This window comes from Streptomyces sp. NPDC060049, from assembly GCF_042736715.1.
In the GTDB taxonomy this organism is placed as follows: domain Bacteria; phylum Actinomycetota; class Actinomycetes; order Streptomycetales; family Streptomycetaceae; genus Streptomyces.
Genome location: NZ_JBHWVV010000011.1, coordinates 207,036 through 231,943 on the forward strand (window position 1 = coordinate 207,036; position 24,908 = coordinate 231,943).

The window sequence follows — 24,908 nt, forward strand, 5'->3', positions numbered from 1 at the left end:
AGACGCGAGCCTGCTAGATGACGGGCGGCCGGCCCAGCCGGGTCAGCCGCCAGACCGTACGCCACTTCATGGGGCGCCGGGGACCGCAGGAGGTGGTCCATCCCTCCTTGAACCCGCCGAACCACGCCTTGAGCGCCGGCGCCGAGGGCCTGCGCAGGAGCGTCAGTACGAGCCAGACGCCCACGTAGACCGGGACCAGCGGGGCGGGCAGGTTGCGGCGGGCGAGCCACACCCGGTTGCGGGCCACCATACGGTGGTAGACCGCGTGCCGGGAGGGGGCCGTCGTGGGGTGCAGCAGCACCATGTCCGCGCGGTAGTCGATCAGCCACCCGGCGTCGAGCGCCCGCCAGGCCAGATCGGTCTCCTCGTGGGCGTAGAAGAACTCCCCCGGCAGAACTCCGACCTGCTCGAACACCTTCGTGCGGACGGCGTTGGCGCCGCCGAGGAAGGTGGTCACGCGGGAGGAGCGCATCGGGTCGGAGGCACGCAGCCGGGGCACGTGGCGGCGCTGCGTCTCGCCCGTCTGCGGATCGGCGATGCGGAAGCTGACGATCCCGAGCGCGGGGTCCTCGGCGAAGGCCTGCCGGCACAGCTCGGCGGTGTCGGTGCGCTCGAGCAGCCCGTCGTCGTCGAGGAAGAGCAGGGCGTCCACGTCGCTGCCGCCGGGGCCGAAGGCCTCGATGCCGACGTTGCGTCCGCCCGGGATGCCCAGGTTCTCGGGAAGGTCGACCGTACGGACGCCCATCGGCAGGTCCGTGATCCCGGTGACCTTCACGCCCTGGCCGACGACGACCACCTCGACGGGGTCGCCGTCCTGGCGGGCCACCGACTCGAGGAGCGCCTTGAGGTCGTCGGGACGGTTGCCCATGGTGATGATGACGGCGCCCAGGCGCACCGGGGCGCTCACTTCAGCCTGCTCGACGCGAGGACCGACACCAGGTGCAGCACGGTCTGCAGCATCGCGATGCCCGCGAGTACGGCGACACCCAGCCGGGAGAAGTACAGGTCGCCGTGGATCTGGTCCAGGACGGCCAGCACCAGGATGAGCAGCGACGCCTCGATGCCGAGGACCAGGCGGTGGAACTTGAGCGCGGCGGCGGCCCGGCGGGCGAACGCCATGCCGGAGGAGCGCGGCTCGGCCGCCGCGTCCTTGACCACGGGCTTGCCGGCCTGGTGGCGGGCGACGCCGACCAGGTCGGTCTCGGCCTTGATCAGGATCGCGCCGAGCGCGGCCAGGGTGCCCAGGAAGGCCCACAGCCAGTCGACGCGCCCGCCGCCCCACAGGTCCGAGGCGCGCAGGCCGAAACCGACCAGCACCGCCGCGTCGCACAGGTAGGCGCCGACGCGGTCCAGGTAGACGCCGGACAGCGAGAACTGCTGCTTCCAGCGGGCGACCTCTCCGTCGACGCAGTCGAGGAGCAGGTACAGCTGGACCGCGACCACGCCGAGGACGGCGCCCCAGATGCCCGGCACCAGCAGGGCCGGGGCGGCGAGGACGCCGGCGAAGGTCATCACGTAGGTCAGCTGGTTCGGCGTGACCTTGGTGGTGACCAGGAGGCGGGTGATGCGCAGGGAGATCTCGCGCATGTAGAGGCGCCCGCCCCAGTGCTCGCCGCTGACCCGGTCCTTGACGCCCGCCGGGTGAACGACGGGCCGGAGTTCAGCTACGGATGGTCTTGGCATAGTCGGCGTAAGCGTCCCTGATCTCGGCTGCGGACAAGTTGAGGTGCTCCAGGATCGTGAAGCGTCCCGGACGGGTCTGGGGGGCGTACTCGACGGCCGCGACGAACTCCTCGACGCTGAACCCGATCTCCTCGGGGAGGACGGGCAGGCCGTGCCGGCGCAGCACCTCGACGAAGAGCCCGGACTGCTCGGCGGCGCCGCGCAGGTGCATGGCGAAGGCCGCGCCGAGGCCGACCTGCTCGCCGTGGAGCGCGGAGCGCCCGGGGTACAGCAGGTCGAAGGCGTGGCTGATCTCGTGGCAGGCGCCGGACGACGGGCGGGTGTCCCCGCTGATCGACATGGCGATCCCGGAGAGGACGAGCGCCTCGGACAGCACGGTGAGGAACTCGTCGTCGCCGACGTTGCCCGGGTGGCGCAGCACGGATTCGCCGGCGGTGCGGGCCATGGCGGCGGCGAGGCCGTCGACGGACTCGCCGTTGAGGCGGTGCGAGAGCTCCCAGTCGGCGATGGCCGAGATGTTGGAGATGGCGTCGCCGACGCCGGCCCGGACGAACCGCGCCGGGGCCTCCTTGATGACGTCGAGGTCGACGACCATCGCGATCGGCATGGGGACTCCGTAGGAGCCCCGCCCGTTGTCGTTGTCCAGGATGGACACCGGCGAGCAGATGCCGTCGTGGGAGAGGTTCGTGGCGACGGCCACCATGGGCAGCCCGACCCGCGCCGCGGCGTACTTCGCCACGTCGATGATCTTGCCGCCGCCCAGGCCCACGACGGCGTCGTAGCGGCGGCCCTTTATGTCGTCCGCGAGCTTGACCGCGGAGTCGATGGTCCCGTCGACGACGGGGTACCAGTCGGCGTGCGGCAGTACGGGCTCCAGCTTGGCGCGCAGCACCGCGCCGGACCCGCCGCTGATCGCGATCGCGAGCTTGCCCGAGGTGGAGACGCGCTGGTCGGCCAGGAGGCCGGCCAGATCGTCCATCGCCCCGCGGCTGATGTCGACGACGACGGGCGAGGGGATGAGCCGTGTCAGTACTGGCATGCGATCGTCCGGCCCTTGGCGAGGTCGTCGTGGTTGTCGATCTCGACCCACTTGACGTCGCCGATGGGGGCCACGTCGATGGTGAAACCGTCATCGACGAGCTGCTGGTAGCCGTCCTCGTAGTAGAGGTCGGGGTCGCGCTCGAAGGTGGTCTTCAGGGCCTCGGCGAGCGCCTCGGCCGCCTCGGGCTCGATGAGGGTGACGCCGATGTACTCGCCGGTCGCGGTGGCGGGGTCCATCAGCTTGGTGATCCGCCGGACGCCGTTCTCACCGTCCGTGATGACCTTCATCTCCTCGTCGGCCAGGTGCTTGACCGTGTCGAGGGCGAGGATGATCTTCTGGCCCTTGCCGCGGGCGGCGAGCAGGGTCTTCTCGACGGAGACGGGGTGGACGGTGTCGCCGTTGGCGAGGATCACACCCTGGGCCAGGACGTCCCGCGCGCACCACAGGGAGTAGGCGTTGTTCCACTCCTCGGCCTTGTCGTTGTCGATCAGCGTGATCTTGACGCCGTACTTGGCCTCCAGGGCCTCCCGGCGCTCGTAGACGGCTTCCTTGCGGTAGCCGACGACGACGGCGACCTCGGTGAGGCCGACCTCGGCGAAGTTGCCGAGCGTCAGGTCGAGGACCGTGATGCTCTCCTCGTCGCCTTCGGGGCCGACGGGCACGAGGGCCTTGGGCAGGGTGTCGGTGTAGGGACGCAGGCGGCGTCCGGCACCGGCAGCGAGGACGAGGCCGATCATGCTGGTTCTCCTTCGTCATGTACGGCGGGTGCCCCGGAGGAAACCCAGAAGCGGATGCTCTCCACGAGCACCACCAGTGCCACGAACCCGGCCATGGCCGTGAGCGCGACGGGGAAGTCTGCGGCGCGCGAGGCCAGGACGGAGGCCAGGACCGCGGTCAGCAGCACCCGGCCCTCGTGCCCGCCGGTCGTCCGCACCAGCCAGCGCGGGGGCGCGCCGGTGCCACCGCGGATGCGGTACACCGTGTCGTAGTGATGGTAGGCGACCGCCGCGACCAGTCCGAATGCCGCCGGAAGGGCCCCGGGGACGTCCGCCTTGACGGCGAGGATCAGGACCGTCGTGTATTCGGCGGCCCGGAAGACGGGCGGCACGAGCCAGTCGAGGGCGCCCTTGAGGGGGGCCATGACGGCGCCGCCGGCGAAGAAGGCGTAGAGGCCGGCCGCGGCGACGAAGGTCCAGCTGCCGAACGGCAGCTGCCAGGCGCCGTAGAGGAGCTGCGCCGAGGCCAGCACCGCGAGCCCGAGGGCACCCGGCGACTTGGCGCCGACGCGGATCAGTGCGCGGCTGACCAGCTCGGCGACGGGACCCGAGTCGGTGAGGTCCGCGAGCGCCTGGGCGGCCCGGTCGGTGCGCGTGGCCTTGCGGGTCAGCGAGCGCAGGATCCGGCCCGCGGTGGTGTAGAGCGCGCCGAAGGCGCAGCCGACGAGCAGCGCGTAGAAGACGATCCGGGGGGTGGTCACGGCGGTCAGCACCGCGATCATGGCCCAGCGCTCGCCGATCGGGAGGATGATCATCCGCCGCACCCACACCGTCCAGCCGACGCTGTCCAGCTTGTCGGACAGGGCTGCCGTGGGACTCGTATTCGCCGTGGCGTCGTGGTTGGCCTCGTTGAAGGCGAAGTCCACGACGTGGCGGCAGGTCATGAGGATCATCGCGCCGAGCGCGAGGGCCCAGACGTCGTCGCCGTCGCGCGCCGCGCCGAGCGCGAGGCCCGCGTAGAAGGAGTACTCCTTGGCGCGGTCGAAGGTCGCGTCGAGCCAGGCGCCCATCGTCGAGTACTGGAGCGAGTAGCGGGCGAGCTGCCCGTCGGTGCAGTCCAGGACGAAGGAGAAGAGGAGCAGCACCCCGGCCGCGACGTAGCCCCAGCGGTCGCCGGTGGCGGCGCAGCCGGCCGCTATCAGCGCGGTGACCAGGGAGGCGGTGGTGACCTGGTTCGGTGTCAGGCCGCGGCGCGCGCACCAGCGGGCGATGTAGCGCGAGTACGGGCTGATGAAGAAGGTGGTGAAGAACCCGTCCCGGGACTTCACGGCGGTGCGCAGCCGGACGGCCTCGTCGTCGACGGCGGCCACGGCGGCGGACGCCGCGTCGCGCTCGGCGGTGGTCAGCGGGACGGCCGCGACGAGGCTGCCCAGCTCGGGGCGCTGGACGGTGGTGCCGGCGGCCTCGACGGCGGCGGCCAGGCGGTCGGGGTACGGACCGGTCCCCGCGGGATCGGCGGTGTCCAGTGCGGCGGCCCGGTCCAGGGCGGCGCGGGCGCCCGGCTGGACGGCGAGGGCTCCGGTGACCGCGCACGCGTCGAACCGCGGGTCGGTCAGCGCGAGGCGCAGCGCGTGCGCGTGGCCCACGAACTCGCTGTCCACCACGGCGACCCGCTGGTCGGCGGGTACGAGGGCCAGCGCGGCCGCGGTGTCGCGCGGGGTGGCGGCGGGGCGGACGTCGAAGCCGAGGGAGCGCAGCTCGTCGGTGAGCGGTGATCCGGGCACCGGCAGGCCGGTAAGGATGACGGTCGGCAGACGAACTCACTCCTTGCACGAACACGGGACGTGCGCCATGGGGCGGCGACACGTCGGCAGAGGCTATCGGATGAACGGAAGGAGGGGTTCACCACCCGTTTGCGCCCCGACGAGCCGGATGTTCCGGGGCCGAGCGCCCGGTGGCGATCATCATCGACGACAATTCCGGGGGACTCAAACCACCTCGATGCTAGGCTGCTCGCAGAGGTGTACGAGCATCGTCCGTACATCTCCTACGGAACCGAGAGAGGAAGAGGTGGGTTGATGACCGTCGCAGGGGTCGCGGCCAAGGGCAGCGACGCACTCCGGTACATCCCCTCTCCTTCCTTCCGGGCATCCGGCCGGGCCTGATCTTCGCGGCCCGTCGGCCGGAGCCCCCGTCCAAGGGTTCACGTTGACCGACACCACCGGTAACACCACGTTCTTCGAGTCCTTCATGGAGCTGCACCGGGGTCTGCCCCGGCAGTCCCCCGGATCCGAGGCCACCACCCGTCACCTGCTGTCCCTGTGCGGACCGCTGCCCGAGCGGCCGCGCGTCCTCGATCTGGGCTGCGGTCCGGGGCCCAGCGCACTGCTGCTCGCCGCCGAGGCCGGCGCCCGGGGCGCCGACGTCACGGCCGTCGACCTGCACGAGGGCTTCCTCGACGAGCTGCGCGCCGCCGCCGCGGCCCGCGGGCTCGCCGACCGGATCCGCACGGTGAACGCGGACATGGCCGACCTCCCCTGTCCGGACGGGTCCTTCGACCTCCTGTGGGCCGAGGGCTCCGCCTACACCATCGGCTTCGCCACCGCGCTCCAGCGGTGGAGGCGGCTCCTCGCACCCGGCGGCACCCTCGTGCTCAGCGAGTGCGAATGGACCGTCGAGGAGCCCTCCGCCGGGGCCCGCGCCTTCTGGGACCCGCACTACGCGCTGCGTTCCACCGCCCGCAACCTGGCCACAGTCCGGGCCGCCGGGTACCGGGTGCTCGCCGTCCACCGCCAGCCCGACTCCGACTGGGACGCGTATTACGGTCCCCTCGGCGAGCGGGTCGCCGCGGCACCGGAGCCGGCCGGGCCGCAGGCCGCGGCCGCGCTGGACTTCGTACGCGAGGAGCTCGGCGTACGGGAGCGGTACGGGCACGAGTACGGCTATACGGCCTACGTCCTGCGCCCGGTCACGGCCGGCGACGCGACGGTGTCCCGTTCGGAATCCGACGCGTAGCCCTGTGGGCTGAATCTCCTCCGCCCCCCGCCGCCTATCACGTGGCGGGGGGCGGACATGCGCGGATCACCGAAGTCAGGGGTATCCGCTTTTGTACGGCAGACTGAAGGTCGAAGTCCGAAGCGAAGGATGGGTATGCCGACCACACCAGCCACCGCCGAGAACAGCGCGTCCACCGGCACCGGTACTCAAGAACCGATCATGCTCGAACTGGTCGACGAGTCCGGCAGCACCATCGGCACGGCGGAGAAGCTCTCCGCCCACCAGGCCCCCGGTCTGCTGCACCGCGCGTTCTCCGTGTTCCTCTTCGACGAGCAGGGCCGCATGCTGCTCCAGCAGCGCGCCCTCGGGAAGTACCACTCCCCCGGCGTCTGGTCGAACACGTGCTGCGGTCACCCCTATCCCGGGGAGTCGCCCTTCGCGGCGGCGGCCCGGCGGACCCACGAGGAGCTGGGGCTGTCGCCCACACTGCTCGCCGAGGCGGGGACGGTGCGCTACAACCACCCGGACCCCGCGTCGGGTCTGGTGGAGCAGGAGTACAACCACCTGTTCGTGGGACTCGCGCAGTCGACGGTGCGGCCCGACCCGGAGGAGATCGCGGACACCGCTTTCGTCACCGCCGAGGAGCTGGCCAAGCGGCACGCCGAGGTGCCGTTCTCGGCCTGGTTCATGACGGTGCTGGACGCGGCGCGCCCCGCGATCCGCGAACTGACGGGTGACGCCGCGGGCTGGTAGGCCCGGTGGCAGGCCGGTGTCGCCGTGCGCCGTGCCGTGCCCGTGTCGCCGTACGGCGTGTCAGACCGCCGAGGTCGGAGTGGCGGCCGGCGCCGCGGACGGCGTGGTGAGGGGCAGGGCGGCCCAGATCACCTTCCCGCCCGTCGAGGTGTGCTCCACGTCGCAGACCCCGCCGGCCTCCAGGGTGATCTCCCTGACGAGGAGCAGCCCGCGGCCGCCGGTCTGGCCGAAGTCGGCCTCAAGGGCCTTGGGCCGGTACGGGTGGTTGTCCTCGACCGCCACCCGTACCCACTCCCGGCCGATCGCGACCTCGACCGCGACCTCCGGCGAGAGCAGGGCCGCGTGCCGGACCGAATTCGTCACGAGTTCGGAGACGATCAGCAGCAGGGAGTACACGAGGTCCCGGTCGGCCGGGACCTCCTGGCGGCCGAGCAGGTCACGGACCGCCCGGCGGGCCTGGGGAACGGATTCTTCTACGGCAGGAGCTGTGAAACGCCACACTCCCTCATATGCGAGGGGGGCAGCCGCGACCTCCGGCCCACCCCCCTTGGCTGGCGGGACGTTCCCGCTGACATCCATTTCCCGGCCCCCGTCTTCACGCTCGATCGTCTCCACGCGTCAAGAGTGGGGACCTGAGCGCACCGGGCCGGACCACTGACCAGAAGTCAGCGTCAATCGGACACTTTCTGACCACTGGCGTATGACAGAGTCAGTTGTTCGACTACTCCTGATCTTCTGACGATCGCTTCCCCGTGGTCCCGCCCGCCCCGGCTGCCGCGTCCGGCACCCCCTCGGGAGCCCTCGGCTCGTCGTCGTCGCTGACCAACCCCAGGATGCGGCGCGCTCCCACGCCCAGGGCGATCGGACTCAGACCGTCGAACAGCAGCGCGAGGGAGAAGAAGGATCCGATCACGTACAGACTGCTGCCGGGCCGGTCGGCGAGGATCAGGAGGCCCAGCAGGATGCCGAAGGCCCCCTGGACGAGGGTCAGCCCGAAGTGCGCGCCGCGCACCACGACGGCCCCGGCCAGCCGGAACACCCCGCTGGTGAGGAACAGCAGCGCGGCGAACAGCCGGTCCACCGACCTGCCGGGTCCCGGTCTTTTGATCATAGGTTTGACCGTCCGGGATAGCATCCGGCGCATGGACGCAGCAGCCCTCCTCCCCTCCGTCGCCGACGGGGTCGCCACCGTCGTGATCTCGCACCCCGCCAAGCGCAACGCCATGACGGCGGCGATGTGGCGCGGCCTGCCCGGGCTGCTGGCAGGGCTCGCGGCCGACCCCGCCGTAAGGGTGCTCGTCCTCACGGGCGCCGGCGAGACCTTCTGCGCGGGAGCCGACATCTCCTCCCTGACCGGTGACGACGACCCGCAGGCCCTGGCCGTGGCGGCCGAGGAGGCCCTGGCCGCGTTCCCCAAGCCCACGCTCGCCGCGATCCGCGGCTTCTGCGTGGGCGGCGGCAGCCAGCTGGCGGCCGCCTGCGACCTGCGCTTCGCACAGGAGGGCGCCTCCTTCGGCGTGACGCCCGCGAAGCTTGGCATCGTGTACCCGGCCTCCTCGACGCGGCGGCTCGCGGCACTGGTCGGCCCGGCAACCGCCAAGTACCTCCTCTTCTCCGCGGAGTTGATCGACGCGGACCGGGCGCTGCGGACCGGTTTCCTGGACGAGCTGCTGCCGGCCGGCCAACTGGACAAGCGGGTGGCGGAGTTCACCCGGATCCTGGCCTCGCGCTCACAGCTCACCCAGGCCGCGGCGAAGGAGTTCGCGAACGGCCGCACCGACCGGGACGCCTACTGGGCGGCGCAGGCCGCCGCAAGCGGCGACGTCACGGAAGGTGTCGCCGCGTTCCTGGGGCGTCGGCCGCCCGTCTTCACCTGGACCCCTCCAACGGGTTGAACGCGCGCAGCCGCGCGACGATGTCGGCGGGCGCCTTCTCCGGGGAACCCGCGTCGTAGGGCGGCTGCGGATCGTACTCGGTCATCAGCTGCACGGTCTGCGCGTACTCGTCCCCCGCGATGCGGCCGAGGAGCGTGAGCCCCATGTCGATCCCCGAGGAGACCCCGGCGGCGGTCACGTACTTCCCGTCGAAGACCACCCGCTCCCCGGTGGGGTCGGCCCCGAACGCGGGCAGCTGGTCCAGGTACAGCCAGTGGCCGGCGGCCCGCCGCCCGTCGAGCAGGCCGGCGGCGGCGAGCAGCAGCGAACCGGTGCAGACGGACGTGGTCCAAGTGGTGGTGGCGTCGACGGCCCGCAGCCAGTCGAGGACGACCGGGTTCGCCATCTGCACGTCGGGGTGCGGGCCGCCGGGCACGATGACGATGTCGGGCCGCGTCACCTCGCCGAGCCCCTTGTCGGCGACGAGGGCGAGCGATCCGTTGTCGGTGCGTACGGGTCCGGGCCGCTCGGAGACGAAGACGGTCTCGGCGCCCTGGAGACGGCCCAGGGTGTCGAAGGGCCCGATGGCGTCGAGGGCGGTGAACCGGTCGTAGAGCAGTACGGCGATCTGCATGGCTCCTCCGGAGCTGTTGACGGGACTGTCGGGGTGCAGGCCGGCGCCCCGCCTTCGGGGCGCCGGCCTGTTCGAGCTGTATTCGCGGTAACGAGCCCCTCATCGGGGGCCGCTACCGGTTCAGGCCGTCTCGGGGTATGCCGAACCGGCGGCGGTACTCGGCCGGCGGCTGGCCCAAGGTCTTCACGAAGGCACGGCGGAGGGCTTCGGGCGTGCCGTAGCCGCAGGCCCGGGAGATCTGGGCGACGCCCTCGCCGCCCTCTTCCAGCAGCCTCCGCGCGTGCTCCACCCTGACCCGTTCGACGTACCGCCCCGGCGTCACCCCCGTCTCCGCCTGGAAGGCACGCGCGAAGTGCCGGGGCGACAGGGCCGCACGTTCCGCGAGCGCCTCCACGCTCAGGTCCGCCCCCGGATGCTCCGTGATCCAGTGCTGCACGTCCCGCAGCGGCTCCCGGACCGCCGTCTGCGCCGCCAGCTGCGCGCTGAACTGCGCTTGGTTCCCGGGGCGCCGCAAGAAGACCACCAGGTGCCGGGCGATCGACAGGGCGAGCTCCCGCCCGTGGTCCTCCTCGACCAGAGCCAGGGCCAGGTCGATGCCGGCCGTCACCCCGGCCGAGGTGGCCACCGGCCCGTCCCGGACGTAGATCGGATCCGGTTCGACGATGACGGCGGGGTAGTCGCGGGCCATCCGCTCGCACACGTACCAGTGGGTCGTGGCCCGCCGGCCGTCCAGGAGACCGGCCTCGGCCAGCAGCAGCCCGCCGGTGCACACCGACACCAGCCGCTCCGCGCGCCCCCCGTACGCGCGCAGCCAGTCGGTGAGCCGGGGCTCGAAGTCGCCCGTGTACCGGCCGCCGGGTACGAGCAGCGTGGTTCCGGCGCCCGGGCGCTCGCTTTCCAGGTCGCCGTCCGGCGTGAGCGTCAGCCCGCTGCTCGTGCGGACCGGGGCGCCGCCCGGGGAGACGGTCCGGATGACGTACCGGGCCGGGCCGGGGTGACGGTCGGCGCCGGCGAACACCTCCACCGGCCCGGTGACGTCCAGGCTCTGCACCCCGTCGTAGAGGACGACGAGCACGTTTGGCAACGACATGACCTCATCCTGTGACACCGCCCCCCATGGCCGCAATGACGTACATCCCACCTATCCGGACAGCGCGCGTCCCCCGCTGCCGCGGAGAGGCCGACCGGAGACCGGAGGGCGGGGCCACCGATAGGATCGGCAGATCATGACTGCAACCCTCGTCGCCAAGAAACTCACCGCCGCGCACGGTGAGCGCACGCTCTTCGCCGATCTCGACCTCGTCGTCGCGCCCGGCGACGTCATCGGCCTCGTCGGCGTCAACGGCGCCGGGAAGTCGACCCTGCTGCGGATGCTCGCCGGGCTGGACGCCCCCGAGACGGGCGAGCTGCGGCTGTCCCCGCCCGGCGCGGCCGTCGGGCACCTTCCGCAGGAGCCGGAGCGGCGCCCGGGCGAGTCGATCCGCGCGTTCCTGGCCCGCAGGACCGGTGTCGCCGCCGCGCAGGCCGAGCTGGACGCGGCGACCCAGGGCCTCGTGGACGGCACGCCCGGCGCCGACGACGCGTACGCCGACGCCCTCGACCGGTGGCTGAACCTGGGTGGCGCCGACCTCGACGAGCGGGCCCAGGAGGTCGCGGACGACCTCGGGCTGGCGGTGGGCCTCGATCTGCCGATGGCCGCGCTGTCCGGCGGCCAGGCCGCCCGTGCCGGACTGGCCTCGCTGCTCCTGTCCCGGTACGACGTCTTCCTGCTCGACGAGCCGACCAACGACCTCGACCTCGACGGTCTGGAGCGCCTCGAGCAGTTCGTGAAGGGGCTGCGCGCCGGCACGGTCGTCATCAGCCACGACCGCGAGTTCCTCACCCGCACCGTGACCAAGGTCCTCGAACTCGACCTCGCCCAGCAGCAGATCAACCTCTACGGCGGCGGATACGACGCGTACCTGGAGGAGCGCGAGCGGGCCCGCACCCACGCCCGCGAGGAGTTCGACGAGTACGCCGACAAGCGCTCCGCGCTGGAGGGCCGGGCCGCGATGCAGCGCGGCTGGATGGACAAGGGCGTCAAGAACGCCCGGCGCAAGGCCACCGACAACGACAAGATCGGCAAGAAGTTCCGCAGCGAGGCGAGCGAGAAGCAGGCCTCCAAGGCCCGTCAGACGCAGCGTGCGATCGAGCGTCTGGACGTCGTCGACGAGCCGCGCAAGGAGTGGGAGCTGCGCATGGAGATCGCGGCGGCTCCGCGCTCCGGGTCCGTGGTCGCCACCCTGCGCGAAGCGGCCGTCCGGCGCGGGGACTTCGCCTTCGGACCGGCGAGCCTGCAGATCGACTGGGCGGACCGGGTCGCGATCACCGGCGCCAACGGGGCCGGCAAGTCGACCCTGCTGGCCGTGCTCCTGGGCCGCCTGGCACCGGACTCCGGCTCCGCGACCCTCGGGTCGGGCGTACTGGTCGGCGAAGTCGACCAGGCCCGCGGCCTGTTCCTCGGTGACGAGCCGCTGCTGGAGGCCTTCTGCACGGCGGTTCCCGACACCGAGCCGGCCGAAGTCCGTACCCTGCTGGCCAAGTTCGGTCTGAAGGCCGCGCACGTGACCCGCCCGGCGGCGACCCTTTCCCCCGGCGAGCGCACGCGGGCCGCCCTGGCCCTGCTCCAGGGGCGCGGAGTGAACCTGCTGGTGCTGGACGAGCCGACGAACCACCTGGACCTGCCGGCGATCGAGCAGCTGGAGTCCGCCCTGGAGGCCTACGAGGGCACCTTGCTGCTCGTCACGCACGACCGCCGGATGCTCGACGCGGTCCACGTGACCCGCCGCCTGGCGGTCTCGGACGGCAAGGTCACCGAGCTCTGACGCGTGGCGCCCGCAAGCCCGCTCGGGCGGGCTCGCGTCACAGCACTAGACGCCTGCAGGGGGGCGGCGCTCGCGGGCCATCTTGCGGGCCACGAAAGCGCGTGGGAGGTGGCGGGCGGCGAGGGCGTACACCTGGTAGCGCCGGCCGGTGATGCTCACGGGGCGGCGCCGGGCCAGGTCCTTCAGGGCCCGGGCCACCACGTCGTCCGGCTCCAGCCACACCGCGTCGCGCAGGCCGCTGACGTCCATCCCGGCCCGCTCCTGGAACTCGGTGCGGGTGAACCCGGGCACCACCGCCAGCACGCGGACCCCGTACGGCTCCATGTCCACGCGCAGCGACTCGCTGAAGGCCGTGACCCAGGCCTTCGCGGCCCCGTAGGTGCCGGTCGGGAGCAGTCCGGCGACCGAGGAGACGTTGAGCACCGCGCCCCGGCGGCGCTCGCGCAGGCCCGGCAGCACCGCGTGCGTGAGCCGGAGCGGGACCTTGACCAGCAGGTCGAGCATCCGCTCCTCGTCCTCGACCGGGTTGTAGGGGAAGGGCGCGGGGAGACCGAAGCCGGCGTTGTTGACCAGGATGTCGACGGGCCGGGCCGGGTCGGCGAGCCGCTCGGCGACGGCCCCGAGGCCGTCGGCATCGAGCAGGTCGGCGGGCAACACCTGGCAGACGGCGCCGAAGGTGCGGGCGAGCTCCTCGGCGACCTCCTCCAGGCGGCCCTTGTCACGGGCGACGAGGACGAGGTCGCAGCCCTTGGCGGCGAAGCCGCGGGCGAAGGCCGCGCCGAGTCCGGCGCTGGCCCCTGTGATCAGTACGGTGGTCAAGAGACGTTCACTTCCTGGCGGTTACGGGGTGAAAGCGGTGGTGGCCGGTGAGCCGTAGGCCCGGGCGACGTCCACGAGGAAGCGTGCCTCGCCCTCCAGGTCTCCCCTGTCCGCCGAGATCTGGATGGCCGCGGGAAGCTCCAACGCGTCGGCTTCCCCCCGCTGTTGCGGGATCCCTGCCAGCTTCGCCCGGCGCGCCTCCTTCAGTACGCAGGCCAGCGCGGCCGCGGTGTGCCGCGGCTCGGGGACCCCGCTCACGGTGACGTGGCCGCGGGCGAGCTCCGGAACGCCCGGGGCGACGTACCCCCCCAGGATCAAGATGGCGTCGCGGGTCTCGATGACCTTGCGGTAGACGAGCAGGTTGCGCGGGACCGGCGGCCACAGCAGCTCCAGCACGCGGGCGGCGCGCGGCTTGTTGAGGGCGACGTGCGGAACGGCGTGGACCAGGTCGCGCCAGAGCGGCCAGAGCCGCCAGGCGGTGGCGATGTCGGCGGCGGTGGTGCGGAAGGTGAACAGCGTCGGGACCAGGATCGCGGCGGCGCGCAGCAGCCCGTGCGTGTTCATCAGCAGCGGGTTGGCGGGCATCGCCCACGTGGCGCCGAAGAGCGCCTTCAGCAGGTACACGAACCAGAACACCCCGGCGAGTGCGGTGCCGAGGCCGAACAGCCGCAGCCCTGCGGCCAGTCCACGGCTCTCGGTGCGCCGGCCGTAGCGCCAGCAGACGGACACGCAGATGGTGTTGGCGAGGAGGTGCGCGGAGATCAGCACCAGCCAGTAGAAGAGGGAGGGGACGGGATCGCCCGCCGGCGGGATGGTGTGCGTGCCGTGGTCCGGCGCGGCCGTGTCCGCCACGACGAGGGTGGCCAGCCAGATCAGGGTGCCGGCGCCGGAGGCGATCTGGAGCCTGCGGCCCCGGGTGGCGGAGGCCACGAAGTAGAGGACGGCGCCCGCCGACAGGACGCCGATGAGGTTGCGGACCAGCCCGATGGTGTGCGCGTAGCCCGGGTCGCGTCCCATGGCGTACGCGACGACATCGGGCAGGTTCAGGGTCATCGCGGCGGCCGCGGTGGCGACGGCGAGCCACAGGCCCCGCTGGTGCGGGGAGCGCAGGGCGCCCGGGGCACGGAGCAGGACGGCCACCCAGAGGCACACGACGCTGGGGACGGCGAGCGCGTCGCCGAGGGCCATGAGGTCAGAAGCCATGGCGGCCCAGCCCCCGTCCGCGCCGCTCGTAGCCCATCGCGGACTCCAGCCGGGCGAGGGTGTCCCGGTCGCCGGAGCCGTGGGCGCGGTGCGCGCCGGGCGTCGTCGTGCGGGTGCGGATCATGCTGGCGAGCATCTCCGCCTCCTGCTCCTGGCGGGTGGTGTAGTTCGTGCGCCCGAGGACCGTGGGGATCTGCCCGTCCTCGGCGGCCCCCGTGCTCCCCCCGGCCCGTTCGGTGTCCCCGGTGTCTTCGGGGTCCAGCGAGTGGTGCCCGAAGAGGATGTGGCCGATCTCGTGGAGCACGATGTGCTCCCTGTGCAGGGCAGTGGTCTGCGCCTCGTAGAAGACGTAGTCGACGCTGGCGGTGCCGACCCACAGTCCGCACACCCCGGATTCGGCCGCTTCCTTGGGCAGCGGGTGAAGCCGGATGGGACGGCCCCTCTGCTCGGCTATCCGATCGCACAGCGCGTCGAGCGAGAACGGGTGCGTCAGCTCAAGACGGCCGAGAATCGCCTCGCAGCGTTTACGCAGGCTGAGTTGCGGGTGGCGCATGTGTTCCCTCTTCGGACCCTTTCTCGGGCAACGTCGATAGGCGTGCGGGGGCAGGGGCATGACGTCCTTTGCCTCAGAGGCGAACTCGGGAGTGCGGTCCCGAGCGGGAAACACGAACGCCCGCTCGCCGAAAGACGAACGGGCGTTCCACCATGCCTACAGATCTTGTCAGGGGGTTGGCAAGGCAGGTCCCCATGTGACGTGCCTATTCGGCCAACCCGTCACTCGCTGCCACGAACCGTCAGCGCTTGCGCCCGCCCCGCTCGTCGGGAGCGGTGAGCCCGGCACGGCGCAGGGCGTCGGCCATCGCACTGTTGGCGGGGGCCGGAGCCGTGCCCCCCTGGCCGCCTTGGCGCTGGCCGCCGCCCTGGCTGCGCTGACCCTGGCCGCCGCCCTGGCCGCGCTGACCCTGGCCGCTTTGACCGCCCTGACCGCCCTGACCGCCCGACGCCCCTCGCTGCTGCGGCGGCCGGCCGCCACCGCGCCGCTCGCCGCGCTCGCCCCGCTCCTCGCGCTGCTGCGGCGTGGCGCCGCCGCCGCGCTCCGCTTCGTCGTCCAGCCGCAGCGTCAGCGAGATCCTCTTGCGCGCGATGTCCACGTCCATGACTTTCACGCGGACGATGTCGCCCGGCTTGACCACGTCCCTGGGGTCCTTGACGAAGGTCTTCGACAGCGCCGAGACATGGGCCAGGCCGTCCTGGTGGACGCCGATGTCGATGAAGGCGCCGAAGGCCGCCACATTGGTGACCACGCCCTCCAGGATCATCCCCGGAGCCAGGTCGCCGATCTTCTCGACGCCCTCCTTGAAGGTCGCCGTCTTGAAGGCGGGACGCGGGTCGCGGCCCGGCTTCTCCAGCTCGCGCAGGATGTCGGTGACCGTCGGCAGGCCGAAGGAGTCGGTGACGAACTGCTCCGGCCGCAGCGAGCGCAGTACGCCGGTGTTGCCGATCAGGGCCGCCACCTCGCTGCCCGCCGTCTTGCCCATGGAGCGGACCACGGGATACGCCTCGGGGTGCACGCTGGAGGAGTCCAGCGGGTCGTCCCCGCCGCGGATCCGCAGGAAGCCCGCGCACTGCTCGTACGCCTTCGGTCCGAGCCGGGCCACGTCCTTGAGGCCCTTGCGGTTGCGGAAGGGACCGTTGGCGTCGCGGTGCGCGACGATGTTCTCGGCGAGTCCTCCGCTGATGCCCGACACGCGCGAAAGCAGCGGTGCGGACGCGGTGTTGACGTCGACGCCGACGCCGTTCACACAGTCCTCGACGACCGCGTCGAGCGAACGCGAGAGCTTCACCTCGGACAGGTCGTGCTGGTACTGGCCGACCCCGATCGACTTCGGGTCGATCTTGACCAGTTCCGCGAGCGGGTCCTGCAGGCGCCGGGCGATGGAGACGGCGCCGCGCAACGACACGTCCATGTCGGGGAGTTCCTGCGAGGCGAAGGCGGACGCCGAGTACACGGAGGCGCCGGCCTCCGAGACCATCACCTTGGTGAGCTTCAGCTCGGGGTGACGGGTGATGAGGTCCCCGGCGAGCTTGTCGGTCTCCCGGGAAGCGGTGCCGTTGCCGATGGCGACGAGCTCGACCGCGTGCTCCGCGGCGAGCCGGGCCAGCTTGGCGAGCGCCTCGTCCCACTTGTTGGCGGGCACGTGCGGGTAGATCACCTCGGTGGCGACCACCTTGCCGGTGGCGTCCACGACGGCGACCTTCACCCCGGTGCGGAAACCCGGGTCCAGGCCGAGCGTCGCGCGGGTGCCGGCGGGCGCCGCGAGCAGCAGGTCGCGCAGGTTCGAGGCGAAGACCCGTACGGCCTCGTCCTCGGCGGCCTGGCGCAGCCGCGTCCGCAGGTCGATGCCGAGGTGCACTTGGATCTTCGTGCGCCAGGCCCAGCGGACGGTGTCGGCGAGCCACTTGTCGCCGGGGCGGCCGTGTTCGCCCGGAGCCTTGATCCCGAAGCGGCGGGCCACCATGCCCTCGTACGTCGAGGGTCCGGGCGTGTCGCTCGGCTCCTCGGGTTCCAGGGTGAGGTCGAGCACGTCCTCCTTCTCGCCGCGCAGCATGGCGAGCACGCGGTGCGAGGGGAGCGCGGTGAACGGCTCGGTGAAGTCGAAGTAGTCGGCGAACTTGGCCCCCGCCTCCTCCTTGCCCTCGCGGACCTTCGCGGCGAGCCGGCCGCGGCCCCACATGCGTTCGCGCAGTTCACCGATGAGGTCGGCGTCCTCGGCGAACTTCTCGGTGAGGATGGCGCGGGCGCCTTCCAGGGCGGCGGCCGGGTCGGCGACGCCCTTGTCGGCGTCCACGAAGGCGGCCGCCCGGACGGCCGGTTCCACCGAGGGGTCGGCCAGCAGGCCTTCGGCGAGCGGCGCCAGGCCGGCCTCGCGGGCGATCTGCGCCTTGGTGCGGCGCTTGGTCTTGAAGGGGAGGTAGATGTCCTCCAGCCGGGCCTTGGTGTCGGCCGCGTTGATGCGGGCCTCCAGCTCGGCGTCGAGCTTGCCCTGCTCCCGGACGGAGTCGAGGATCGACGCGCGCCGGTCCTCCAGCTCGCGCAGGTAGCGCAGCCGCTCCTCCAGGGTGCGCAGCTGGGCGTCGTCGAGCATCTCGGTCGCTTCCTTGCGGTAGCGAGCGATGAACGGCACGGTGGAGCCGCCGTCGAGCAGCTCGACGGCGGACTTGACCTGCCGCTCCCGTACGCCGAGTTCCTCGGCGATCCTGCCTTCGATGGACATCGTCACTGTGCGGTCCCGCCTGCCTTCGTACGTGTACGTGATGCCGCGTGCGGCGTGCTGCGTCTGAAGGCTGCCAATTGTGGCAGGTGGCGGCGGCGGACGCCGGGAGCCGTGTCCGCCCCGCGTCTCAGGCCGTGCCCACGAGGTCCGCGGGGAAGGCTCCGGCGCCGAAGGTCGTCATGGCGAAACCGCCGCCGAGCTTGGCGAGCCGGGCGAGTCCGGCCGCGCCGAGGTGCTCGTACGGCGCGGCGTCCAGGCGGTCGGTCTCCGCTTCCAGCTCTTCGCGCAGCTCCGCTCCCCCGGCGGTGAGCACGCCCTCGGCGTCGAGGATGCCGCGGGTCCGCAGCCGGTCGGCCGCCGCGTCGAGATCGGACTGGTCCCAGCCGCGGATGATCTTGAGGTACTTCGGGGTCATGCCCCGGCCGGTGGCCGTGTGGCTGAGCAGGGCCTCGACGGGGTCCAGGCCGACGGTGAGCAGGGCGACGAGGTGGCCGTCGCCGCGGTGCTCGCGCAGGAGGGTGGTGGCGTGCCAGAGCTTGAGGTGCGGCTCCTCGGGTACGGGGAGGTCCGCGTGGGCGGAGTAGAGAGTGCGGGCGTGCCGGGTGCAGCCCTCGGTGGCGCGCATGGCCAGTTCGGCGGCCTCGGCCATCTCGGGGGACGCCACGGCCTCGGCACCGAGGAGCCGGCGCAGCGTGGAGTCGGCGGCCCGCAGTCTGGCGTCGAGGACCTGCTGGGGGGTGGCGGTGTCCCAGACGGCGGGCAGGTGCCGGGCGACGAGGTCGTGGCGGTAGTTGTAGAAGGTGGCGGTCACGGTGCCCGCGCCGACGGCGCCCATGGCGGCGGCCCGGGAGGCGAGGTTGACAGCGTGGGGATCGGTGATCCCGAGGGCTGCGAACTCCTTTCGGAGGTCGGGCGAGAAGTAGACGGTGGCGTGCAGCGGGTTGATCGCCGCGTGCCAGCAGTGGCGGGCGGCGCGCGCGGGAATGGTCATGCCGGGAGACTACCGACTGCTTGGTATGCCCGGAAGAAGGGGTGCCCCGCGGGCCGTCCTCACCCCCGGGAACCTCGCCCCGCGCCCTACTGGCGGACCGTCACGGGACGCGTGGCGCACACGCCCCGTGACGGCCGAATGACGATCATGTGGCAGGAGGGCCCATGGACATGACGTGAGGCGCCGGGCGTGAATACGGTCGAACGGAAGCCACTCCCCTATCCATTGGAGTTCCAAGGTGCACCGCAAAGTCATCGCCCCGAGCGTGCTCGCCGCTTCCCTGCTGCTGGTGATCCCGGCGTCGGCGGCGAGTTCGGGTCCGGGAGCCCCGGGTATCGGCGACCCCTATTACCCGGCCAGCGGCAACGGCGGGTACGACGTGTCCCACTACGACCTGCGCCTGCAGTACCAGCCCAAGACCGATCTGCTGGAAGGCACCGCCACCCTGCTCACCACCGCCAAGCAGGACCTGTCGCGCTTCAACCTCGACTTCGGCCTGGACGTCAGCGAGATCCGGGTCAACGGCGTCAAGGCGAAGTTCGCCAGGTCCGCCGACCACGAGCTGGAGGTCACCCCGGCCTCCCCCCTGCAGCGGGGCCGGCAGTCCAGCGTGGTCGTCAAGTACGCCGGCAAGCCGTCGGAGTTCAAGGTCGACGGCTGGTCGGCCTGGCAGCGCACCCCTGACGGCGGCATCGCCGCGCAGGAGCCCGACTCGGCAGTCTGGTGGTTCCCGAGCAACGACCACCCGCTCGACAAGGCCACCTTCGACATCTCGGTCAACGTGCCCGACGGCACCCAGGCCATCAGCAACGGCGTGCTGCAGTCGCAGAGTTCGCGCCTGGGCTGGACCCGGTACAACTGGCGCTCAAACAAGCCGCAGGCCACGTACCTCGCCACCCTGGCGATCGGCAAGTTCGACGTCACCACCGACAAGACGTCGAGCGGGCTGCCGATCCTGAACGCCTACAGCCAGGACCTCGGCGACAACGCGGGTGCGGCCCGGGCCAGCGTGGAGCGGACCGGCGAGGTCGCGGAGTGGCTGGAGGGGGTCTTCGGCCCGTACCCCTTCAACGCGCTGGGCGGCTACGTCCCGAACGTGCCCAGCGGATTCGCCCTGGAGACGCAGACCCGGCCGTTCTACAGTCCCCGGCAGTTCGCCAACGGCGCGAACGTCTCGGTGGTCGTGCACGAACTGGCCCACCAGTGGTACGGGGACAGCGTGTCCGTCGAGGGCTGGAAGGACATCTGGATCAACGAGGGCTTCGCCCGCTACAGCCAGTGGCTGTGGTCGGAGAAGGAGGGCGAGGGCACCGCGCAGGAGCTCGCCGACTGGGCGTACGGGCTGCGCGGGGCCGAGGACCCGTTCTGGCAGGTCAAGCCGGGCGACCCGGGCCCGGACAACCAGTTCCACGGAGCCGTCTACGATCGGGGGGCGATCGCCGTGCAGGCGCTCCGCAACGAGATCGGCGACGAGAGGTTCTTCCAGATCCTCAAGGGCTGGCCGACCGAGCGCGCCTACGGCAACGCCAACGTCGGCGACTTCGTCCGCTACGCCGAGAAGATCTCCGGCAAGCCGCTCGCACAGCTCTTCGAGACCTGGCTCTACACGCCGGGCAAGCCGGCCCTCGCCCCGTCGGCGGCCGGGTCGCCCGCGGCCCGCACCCTCGGCGCACCGGCCGCGCCTGCGGCGGAGCCGAAGTCCTGGAAGAAGATCGCCGCGACGGACTCCGTCCACGAGGGCCACTGAGCGACGGCCTTGCGGGGCCCGCGCGCCGGTACCCCTCAGAGGGTGCCGGCGCGCCGGCGGGCGCGGGCGGCCCGGGCGATCGGCAGGTAGCGCAGACGCTCCGGCAGCAGGGGTACGAGGACGCGTACGGCCGCGCTGAACAGGCGCAGCCGACGCTCCTGGGACCGGGTCCAATTCAGGCCGATGGCGGCACGGGCATCGGGCGGCATGTAGCCGACGGTGACGAAGGCGCGGAAGTTCAGGAAGGCCGCCCGGAGCACGGGCCAGGTGAGGCGCAGCAGGAGCCGGACCGCCGGCGGGCCCCCCTCGGGGCGGGGCAGCGGCGCATCGGTGGCGACGAGCTCGCGGGCGACCTTGGTCGGCTCAATCTCTTCGGCCAGCATCCGGTGGTAGTACGGCCAGTACTCCTCGATGGTCTGCGGCATGTCGCGGTCGCGGAGGCCGAGGATCCGGCCGACCTGGAGCCACTCCCGGTAGAGCTGTCGCTCCTGGGCGGGGGTGAAGGGGCGCAGCAGGTAGCGCCCGGCGTAGAGGTAGACGGGGAAGCCGGTGGCGTGCACCCACGCGTAGCAGGCGGGATCGAGGGAGTGGTAGCGGCGCCCCCGGGTGTCGGTGCCCTGGATCTCCTTGTGCAGCCGGCGCACCCGGCGTCCCTCGGCGGCGGCGTCCGCTCCGCCGTACACCCACAGCTGGACGGAGCGCAGGGACCGCTCGCCGCGGCCCCACGGGTCGGTGCGGAAGACGGAGTGCTCGTCCACGCCGGCCCCGATCGCGGGGTGGGCGACCTGCAGGGTGAAGGCGGCGGGCAGCATGAGCAGTGCCCGGACGTCGCCGGCGATTGTCCAGAGCACGCCACCGGGCGGCGGCGGCTGCGGATCCTCACGGCCGCCGGCCGTACGGCGCCGCGCGGGGTCCGTCGCGGGGCGGTCCGCCGGCCCCTCCACGGGGTGCTCCGTCGTGCTCATGCGCGTGCCCCTTGGGTGTGGATCTCGCCGTCATCCCAGTATGCCGGGGGTTCGGCCCCTTCCGCCGGGGCCACCGACCGCGCATGCTGCGGCCATGGACCTGTCCCCCTCCGCCTGGCTGGAGGCCGCGATCCCGTACGTGCTGGCGGCCGCGGCCGTCACGCTGGCCTGCGTCGCCGCGTTCGCCCTCGCGGTCTTCGCGGTACTGCGCTCCGTCCAGCGGCGCCGCCCGCCCCGGCGGCTTGGGGACGACGTCTGCCGGGACCCCGCGCCGGACGGCCTGGCCGCCTTCACCTGGACCCCGCCGGCGGACTGACGGCTCCGTTCCGCCGGCGCCCCCACGTTGTCGTGGTCCGGACAGAAAGTCGTGTCACGGGTGTTACCCAGAGGTAACCGTGGCTGCTTGGATGGCGGAGCCGATCTTCCCCCACAGGAACGAGGGAGACCTCCATGCCGCACAACCCGCCCCGCAAGGCCCGCACCGCCGCCACCGTCGTCGCCGCGATCGCCGTCGGAGCGCTCGCCGCCACCACGGCTCCGGCCGCCACCGCCGCGGAGACCGCCGCCGCACCGCGGCTCAGCGTCCTTTCGTACAACGCGTTCCTGATGAGCAAGAACCTGTACCCGAACTGGGGCCAGGACCACCGGGCGGCGGCGATTCCCCGGGCCTCCTTCTTCCAGGGCCACGACGTGGTCGTGCTCCAGGAGGCCTTCGACAACGGCGCCTCGGACGCGCTGAAGTCCAACGCCTCCGCGCAGTACCCGTACCAGACCCCCGTCGTGGGCCGCAGCAAGAGCGGCTGGGACGCGACGGGCGGCGCCTACTCCTCGACCACCCCGGAGGACGGCGGCGTCACGGTCCTCAGCAAGTGGCCGATCCTGCGCAAGGAACAGGTCGTCTACAAGGACGCCTGCGGTGCCGACTGGTGGTCCAACAAGGGCTTCGCGTACGTCGTGCTGAACGTGAACGGCGCCAGGGTCCACGTGGTCGGCACCCACGCCCAGTCCACCGACCCGGGCTGCGGCGCCGGCGAGGCGGCCGAGATGCGCGCCCGTCAGTTCCGGAACATCGACGCGTTCCTGGACGGCAAGAACATCCCGGCGGGCGAGCAGGTGATCGTGGCGGGCGACATGAACGTCGACTCGCGCACCCCCGAGTACGCCTCCATGCTGGCGGCGGCCGACCTGGCGGGCTCCGACACCCGCACGGGCCACCCGTACTCCTTCGACACCGCGCTGAACTCGATAGCGAACTACCGCTACCCGACGGACCCGCGCGAGGACCTGGACTACGTGCTCTACCGCAAGGGCAACGCCCGCCCGGCGAACTGGGAGAACAACGTGGTGAAGGAGGAGTCGGCGCCCTGGACGGTCTCCAGCTGGGGCACCTCCTACACCTACGACAACCTTTCCGACCATTACCCTTTGATCGGTCGCTGACCGGCCCCGACGGGTGCCCGCCGCGATCCGGCGGGCACCCCCGGCCCTACTCCGCGCCCTGGTGCGGCTGCTCGTACAGCCCCTCGATCAGCGCTCCGTACTTCTCCCGGATCACGCGCCGGCGCAGCTTCAGCGAGGGGGTCAGCTCACCGGACTCCGGTCCCCACTCGCCGGTCAGCAGCCGGTAGCGCTTGATCTGCTCGGTGCGGTTGAGCCGGGCGTTGGCGGCCTCGACGGCGCGGGCGACCTCCTCCCGTACGGCCGGGTGCGCGGCCAAGTCCTCGGGCGTGACGGCCTCGATGCCCCGGGCCGCCGCCCAGGCCGGGGCCAGCTCCGGATCCAGGACGAGGAGGGCGACGAGGTAGGAGCGGCCGTCGCCGTGCACCAGCGCCTGTCCGATCAGCGGGTGTTCCTTGACGGTGTTCTCCACCAGGGCCGGTGAGACGTTCTTGCCGTTCGAGGTGATGATCAGCTCCTTCTTGCGGTCCGTCAGCCAGAGGAACCCGTCCTCGTCGAGCCGGCCGACGTCACCCGTCGGGAACCAGCCCTCCCCGTCGGCGGCGCTCTCCACCGACCCGTCCGGGAGCAGGTATCCGCCGAAGACCGTCTCGCCGCGCGCGAAGATCTCCCCGTCGGCGGCGAGCCTCAGCTCCAGCCCCTCGATCGGGCGGCCCACCGAGCCCAGCCGGAAGCCGTCCGGGCTGTTGACGGTGCACACGCCCGAGGTCTCGGTCAGCCCCCAGGCGTCCATGATGGTGATCCCCCAGCCCGCCCAGAAGCGGACCACGTCGATCGGCATCGGCGCGGTGGCGCTCGCCGTCCAGACCAGGCGGTCCATCCCCGCCAGGCACAGCAGCGGGTCCAGCACCCGTTCCTTCGCGGCGGCGTACGAGGCTTCGAGCCCTGCCGGGACCTCCTGTCCGCGCTCCCGGTGGGCCGCGCGGGCCCGCGCCAGGTCGTTCGCGGCCTCGATGGCGAGCCGCTGCTCCTCGGGGAGCCGTCCGAGCACCGCCCGTACGGAGGCGGCCAGCTTCTCCCACACCCGCGGGACACCGAAGAACTGCACCGGGTGCAGCTCGCGCACCGCCGCCGACACGGCAGCCGGGTCGGCGCACAGCCGGACGTGGGCGGCCCGCAGCAGCGGCAGGTAGATGCCGAGGACGCGCTCGGCGATGTGCGCGAAGGGCAGGTAGCAGACGTGCTCGGCGTGCTCGGGCAGGTCCACGTGCCGGTCGAGCCGGACCGCCTGCAGCATGACGTTGCGGTGGGTGAGGCGCACGCCCTTGGGGTCGCCGGTCGTGCCCGAGGTGTAGACGACGGTCAGCGGGTCCTCGGGGCGCGACTCCTGCCATGCCTTCTCGAAGGCGTCGGGACGGTACCCGCGGGCACCGCCGTCGGACAGCGAGCCGTAGGTGCGGTGCGGGCCCGCCTCGGCGGCCTCGGCCACGACCAGCCGCTCCAGAGGGACTCCGGGGTCGGCCAGCAGGGGCTCCCACCGGGCCAGTTCCCGGGCGCCCTCGACGACGGCGAGCCTGGCCCGGCTGTGGCGGGCTATGTGGGCGATCTGCTCGGGCGCGGAGGTCCCGTACACGGTGACGGGGACGGCTCCGAGGTGGACGAGGGCGAGGTCGGTGAGCCAGTGCTCGGGGCGGTTGCCCATCATCAGCAGGACGTGTTCGCCGCGCCCGACGCCGAGGGCGGCGTAGCCGCAGGCGAGGACGGCGACCTCCCGGCGGACGTCGGACCAGCTGAGGGTGGACCAGCCGTCGCCCTCGCGCCACGAGAGGGCGGGCAGATCGCCGTGCTCGGCGGCGTTGCGCGCCAGCAGGTCGGGCAGGACGAGCTCGTGGGGAGGTGCGGGCAGTCGCAGTTTCGTGGGCATGGGCAGCTCCTGGCCGTTTCACA

21 protein-coding genes and 2 pseudogenes are annotated in these 24,908 nt (G+C 72.2%); 7 read left to right on the forward strand and 16 right to left on the reverse strand.

What is annotated here, in order from left to right; all coding sequences use genetic code 11:
* Positions 1 to 13: 13 nt before the first annotated feature.
* From ACFWBY_RS22255 to ACFWBY_RS22275, 5 genes are read right to left on the reverse strand one after another with little or no spacing between them, the layout of a single operon-like run.
* Positions 14 to 868 (reverse strand): glycosyltransferase, encoded by an 855-nt coding sequence (locus ACFWBY_RS22255; RefSeq protein ID WP_385340787.1) that lies wholly within the window; start codon positions 866 to 868, stop codon positions 14 to 16.
* Between the two features lie 35 nt (positions 869 to 903).
* The gene (locus tag ACFWBY_RS22260; protein WP_385340762.1) at positions 904 to 1,683 is read right to left on the reverse strand and encodes a CDP-alcohol phosphatidyltransferase family protein; all 780 of its coding nucleotides are present in this window, start codon (positions 1,681 to 1,683) and stop codon (positions 904 to 906) included.
* Positions 1,661 to 2,722, reverse strand: coding sequence for an iron-containing alcohol dehydrogenase family protein (locus ACFWBY_RS22265; protein WP_385340760.1), 1,062 nt, complete (start codon positions 2,720 to 2,722; stop codon positions 1,661 to 1,663). The genes ACFWBY_RS22260 and ACFWBY_RS22265 overlap by 23 nt, the downstream gene beginning before the upstream one ends.
* A complete protein-coding gene (locus ACFWBY_RS22270; RefSeq protein ID WP_385340758.1) occupies positions 2,710 to 3,462 on the reverse strand; it encodes a sugar phosphate nucleotidyltransferase in 753 nt (250 codons plus the stop codon). Before ACFWBY_RS22270 ends, ACFWBY_RS22265 begins: the two co-directional genes overlap by 13 nt.
* The gene (locus ACFWBY_RS22275; protein ID WP_385340785.1) at positions 3,459 to 5,255 is read right to left on the reverse strand and encodes a DUF5941 domain-containing protein; all 1,797 of its coding nucleotides are present in this window, start codon (positions 5,253 to 5,255) and stop codon (positions 3,459 to 3,461) included. Before ACFWBY_RS22275 ends, ACFWBY_RS22270 begins: the two co-directional genes overlap by 4 nt.
* Before the next feature lie 436 nt (positions 5,256 to 5,691).
* Between ACFWBY_RS22275 and ACFWBY_RS22280 the strand changes: the two are divergent.
* A pseudogene (locus tag ACFWBY_RS22280) lies at positions 5,692 to 6,408 on the forward strand (class I SAM-dependent methyltransferase); the annotation flags it as partial.
* Positions 6,409 to 6,591: 183 nt separating this feature from the next.
* Positions 6,592 to 7,191 (forward strand): isopentenyl-diphosphate Delta-isomerase, encoded by a 600-nt coding sequence (gene idi, locus ACFWBY_RS22285; RefSeq protein WP_385340756.1) that lies wholly within the window; start codon positions 6,592 to 6,594, stop codon positions 7,189 to 7,191.
* Positions 7,192 to 7,251: 60 nt separating this feature from the next.
* Here the strand turns inward: idi and ACFWBY_RS22290 are convergent, their stop codons facing one another.
* Both ACFWBY_RS22290 and ACFWBY_RS22295 read right to left on the reverse strand, forming a co-directional pair.
* Positions 7,252 to 7,770 (reverse strand): ATP-binding protein, encoded by a 519-nt coding sequence (locus tag ACFWBY_RS22290; protein WP_385340783.1) that lies wholly within the window; start codon positions 7,768 to 7,770, stop codon positions 7,252 to 7,254.
* Positions 7,771 to 7,912: 142 nt separating this feature from the next.
* A pseudogene (locus ACFWBY_RS22295) lies at positions 7,913 to 8,302 on the reverse strand (HdeD family acid-resistance protein); the annotation flags it as partial.
* 31 nt (positions 8,303 to 8,333) lie between these two features.
* Here ACFWBY_RS22295 and ACFWBY_RS22300 point away from each other — a divergent pair.
* The gene (locus ACFWBY_RS22300; protein ID WP_385340754.1) at positions 8,334 to 9,086 is read left to right on the forward strand and encodes an enoyl-CoA hydratase/isomerase family protein; all 753 of its coding nucleotides are present in this window, start codon (positions 8,334 to 8,336) and stop codon (positions 9,084 to 9,086) included.
* Here ACFWBY_RS22300 and ACFWBY_RS22305 read toward each other — a convergent pair.
* Positions 9,061 to 9,699: a DJ-1/PfpI family protein gene (locus tag ACFWBY_RS22305; RefSeq protein ID WP_385340752.1), complete on the reverse strand. Its 639-nt coding sequence runs from the start codon at positions 9,697 to 9,699 to the stop codon at positions 9,061 to 9,063. The two genes, ACFWBY_RS22300 and ACFWBY_RS22305, sit on opposite strands and share 26 nt — an antisense overlap.
* 112 nt (positions 9,700 to 9,811) lie before the next feature.
* Entirely contained in the window at positions 9,812 to 10,789 is a 978-nt protein-coding gene (locus ACFWBY_RS22310) for a GlxA family transcriptional regulator (protein WP_385340750.1), read from the reverse strand.
* A 136-nt stretch (positions 10,790 to 10,925) separates the two neighbouring features.
* On the opposite strand from ACFWBY_RS22310, the gene ACFWBY_RS22315 reads away from it, so the two are divergent.
* Positions 10,926 to 12,563 carry an ABC-F family ATP-binding cassette domain-containing protein gene (locus ACFWBY_RS22315; protein ID WP_385340748.1) on the forward strand — a complete coding sequence of 546 codons (1,638 nt, stop codon included), beginning with the start codon at positions 10,926 to 10,928 and terminating at the stop codon, positions 12,561 to 12,563.
* Positions 12,564 to 12,608: 45 nt separating this feature from the next.
* Here the strand turns inward: ACFWBY_RS22315 and ACFWBY_RS22320 are convergent, their stop codons facing one another.
* From ACFWBY_RS22320 to ACFWBY_RS22340, 5 genes are all read right to left on the reverse strand, one after another.
* Positions 12,609 to 13,382 (reverse strand): SDR family NAD(P)-dependent oxidoreductase, encoded by a 774-nt coding sequence (locus ACFWBY_RS22320; RefSeq protein WP_385340746.1) that lies wholly within the window; start codon positions 13,380 to 13,382, stop codon positions 12,609 to 12,611.
* Positions 13,383 to 13,403: 21 nt separating this feature from the next.
* Entirely contained in the window at positions 13,404 to 14,585 is a 1,182-nt protein-coding gene (locus tag ACFWBY_RS22325; protein WP_385340745.1) for an MAB_1171c family putative transporter, read from the reverse strand.
* Positions 14,575 to 15,138 carry a hypothetical protein gene (locus tag ACFWBY_RS22330; protein WP_385340743.1) on the reverse strand — a complete coding sequence of 188 codons (564 nt, stop codon included), beginning with the start codon at positions 15,136 to 15,138 and terminating at the stop codon, positions 14,575 to 14,577. The genes ACFWBY_RS22325 and ACFWBY_RS22330 overlap by 11 nt, the downstream gene beginning before the upstream one ends.
* 241 nt (positions 15,139 to 15,379) lie before the next feature.
* Complete coding sequence (locus ACFWBY_RS22335; protein WP_385340741.1) at positions 15,380 to 17,866, reverse strand: Tex family protein; 2,487 nt, start codon at positions 17,864 to 17,866, stop codon at positions 15,380 to 15,382.
* 121 nt (positions 17,867 to 17,987) lie between these two features.
* Positions 17,988 to 18,851 carry a hypothetical protein gene (locus ACFWBY_RS22340; protein WP_385340739.1) on the reverse strand — a complete coding sequence of 288 codons (864 nt, stop codon included), beginning with the start codon at positions 18,849 to 18,851 and terminating at the stop codon, positions 17,988 to 17,990.
* A gap of 238 nt (positions 18,852 to 19,089) precedes the next feature.
* On the opposite strand from ACFWBY_RS22340, the gene ACFWBY_RS22345 reads away from it, so the two are divergent.
* Positions 19,090 to 20,598 carry a M1 family metallopeptidase gene (locus ACFWBY_RS22345; RefSeq protein WP_385340737.1) on the forward strand — a complete coding sequence of 503 codons (1,509 nt, stop codon included), beginning with the start codon at positions 19,090 to 19,092 and terminating at the stop codon, positions 20,596 to 20,598.
* A 35-nt stretch (positions 20,599 to 20,633) separates the two neighbouring features.
* Here ACFWBY_RS22345 and ACFWBY_RS22350 read toward each other — a convergent pair whose 3' ends face one another.
* Positions 20,634 to 21,563, reverse strand: a complete 930-nt coding sequence (locus ACFWBY_RS22350; RefSeq protein ID WP_385340735.1) for an oxygenase MpaB family protein — start codon at positions 21,561 to 21,563, stop codon at positions 20,634 to 20,636.
* A gap of 94 nt (positions 21,564 to 21,657) precedes the next feature.
* On the opposite strand from ACFWBY_RS22350, the gene ACFWBY_RS22355 reads away from it, so the two are divergent.
* Together ACFWBY_RS22355 and sph are read left to right on the forward strand one after the other, a co-directional pair.
* Positions 21,658 to 21,879, forward strand: a complete 222-nt coding sequence (locus ACFWBY_RS22355) for a hypothetical protein (RefSeq protein ID WP_385340733.1) — start codon at positions 21,658 to 21,660, stop codon at positions 21,877 to 21,879.
* 134 nt (positions 21,880 to 22,013) lie between these two features.
* A complete protein-coding gene (gene sph / locus ACFWBY_RS22360) occupies positions 22,014 to 23,003 on the forward strand; it encodes a sphingomyelin phosphodiesterase (protein ID WP_385340732.1) in 990 nt (329 codons plus the stop codon).
* A gap of 46 nt (positions 23,004 to 23,049) precedes the next feature.
* On the opposite strand, the gene ACFWBY_RS22365 is transcribed toward sph, so the two are convergent.
* The gene (locus ACFWBY_RS22365) at positions 23,050 to 24,885 is read right to left on the reverse strand and encodes an AMP-dependent synthetase/ligase (RefSeq protein ID WP_385340730.1); all 1,836 of its coding nucleotides are present in this window, start codon (positions 24,883 to 24,885) and stop codon (positions 23,050 to 23,052) included.
* Positions 24,886 to 24,908: the final 23 nt, after the last annotated feature.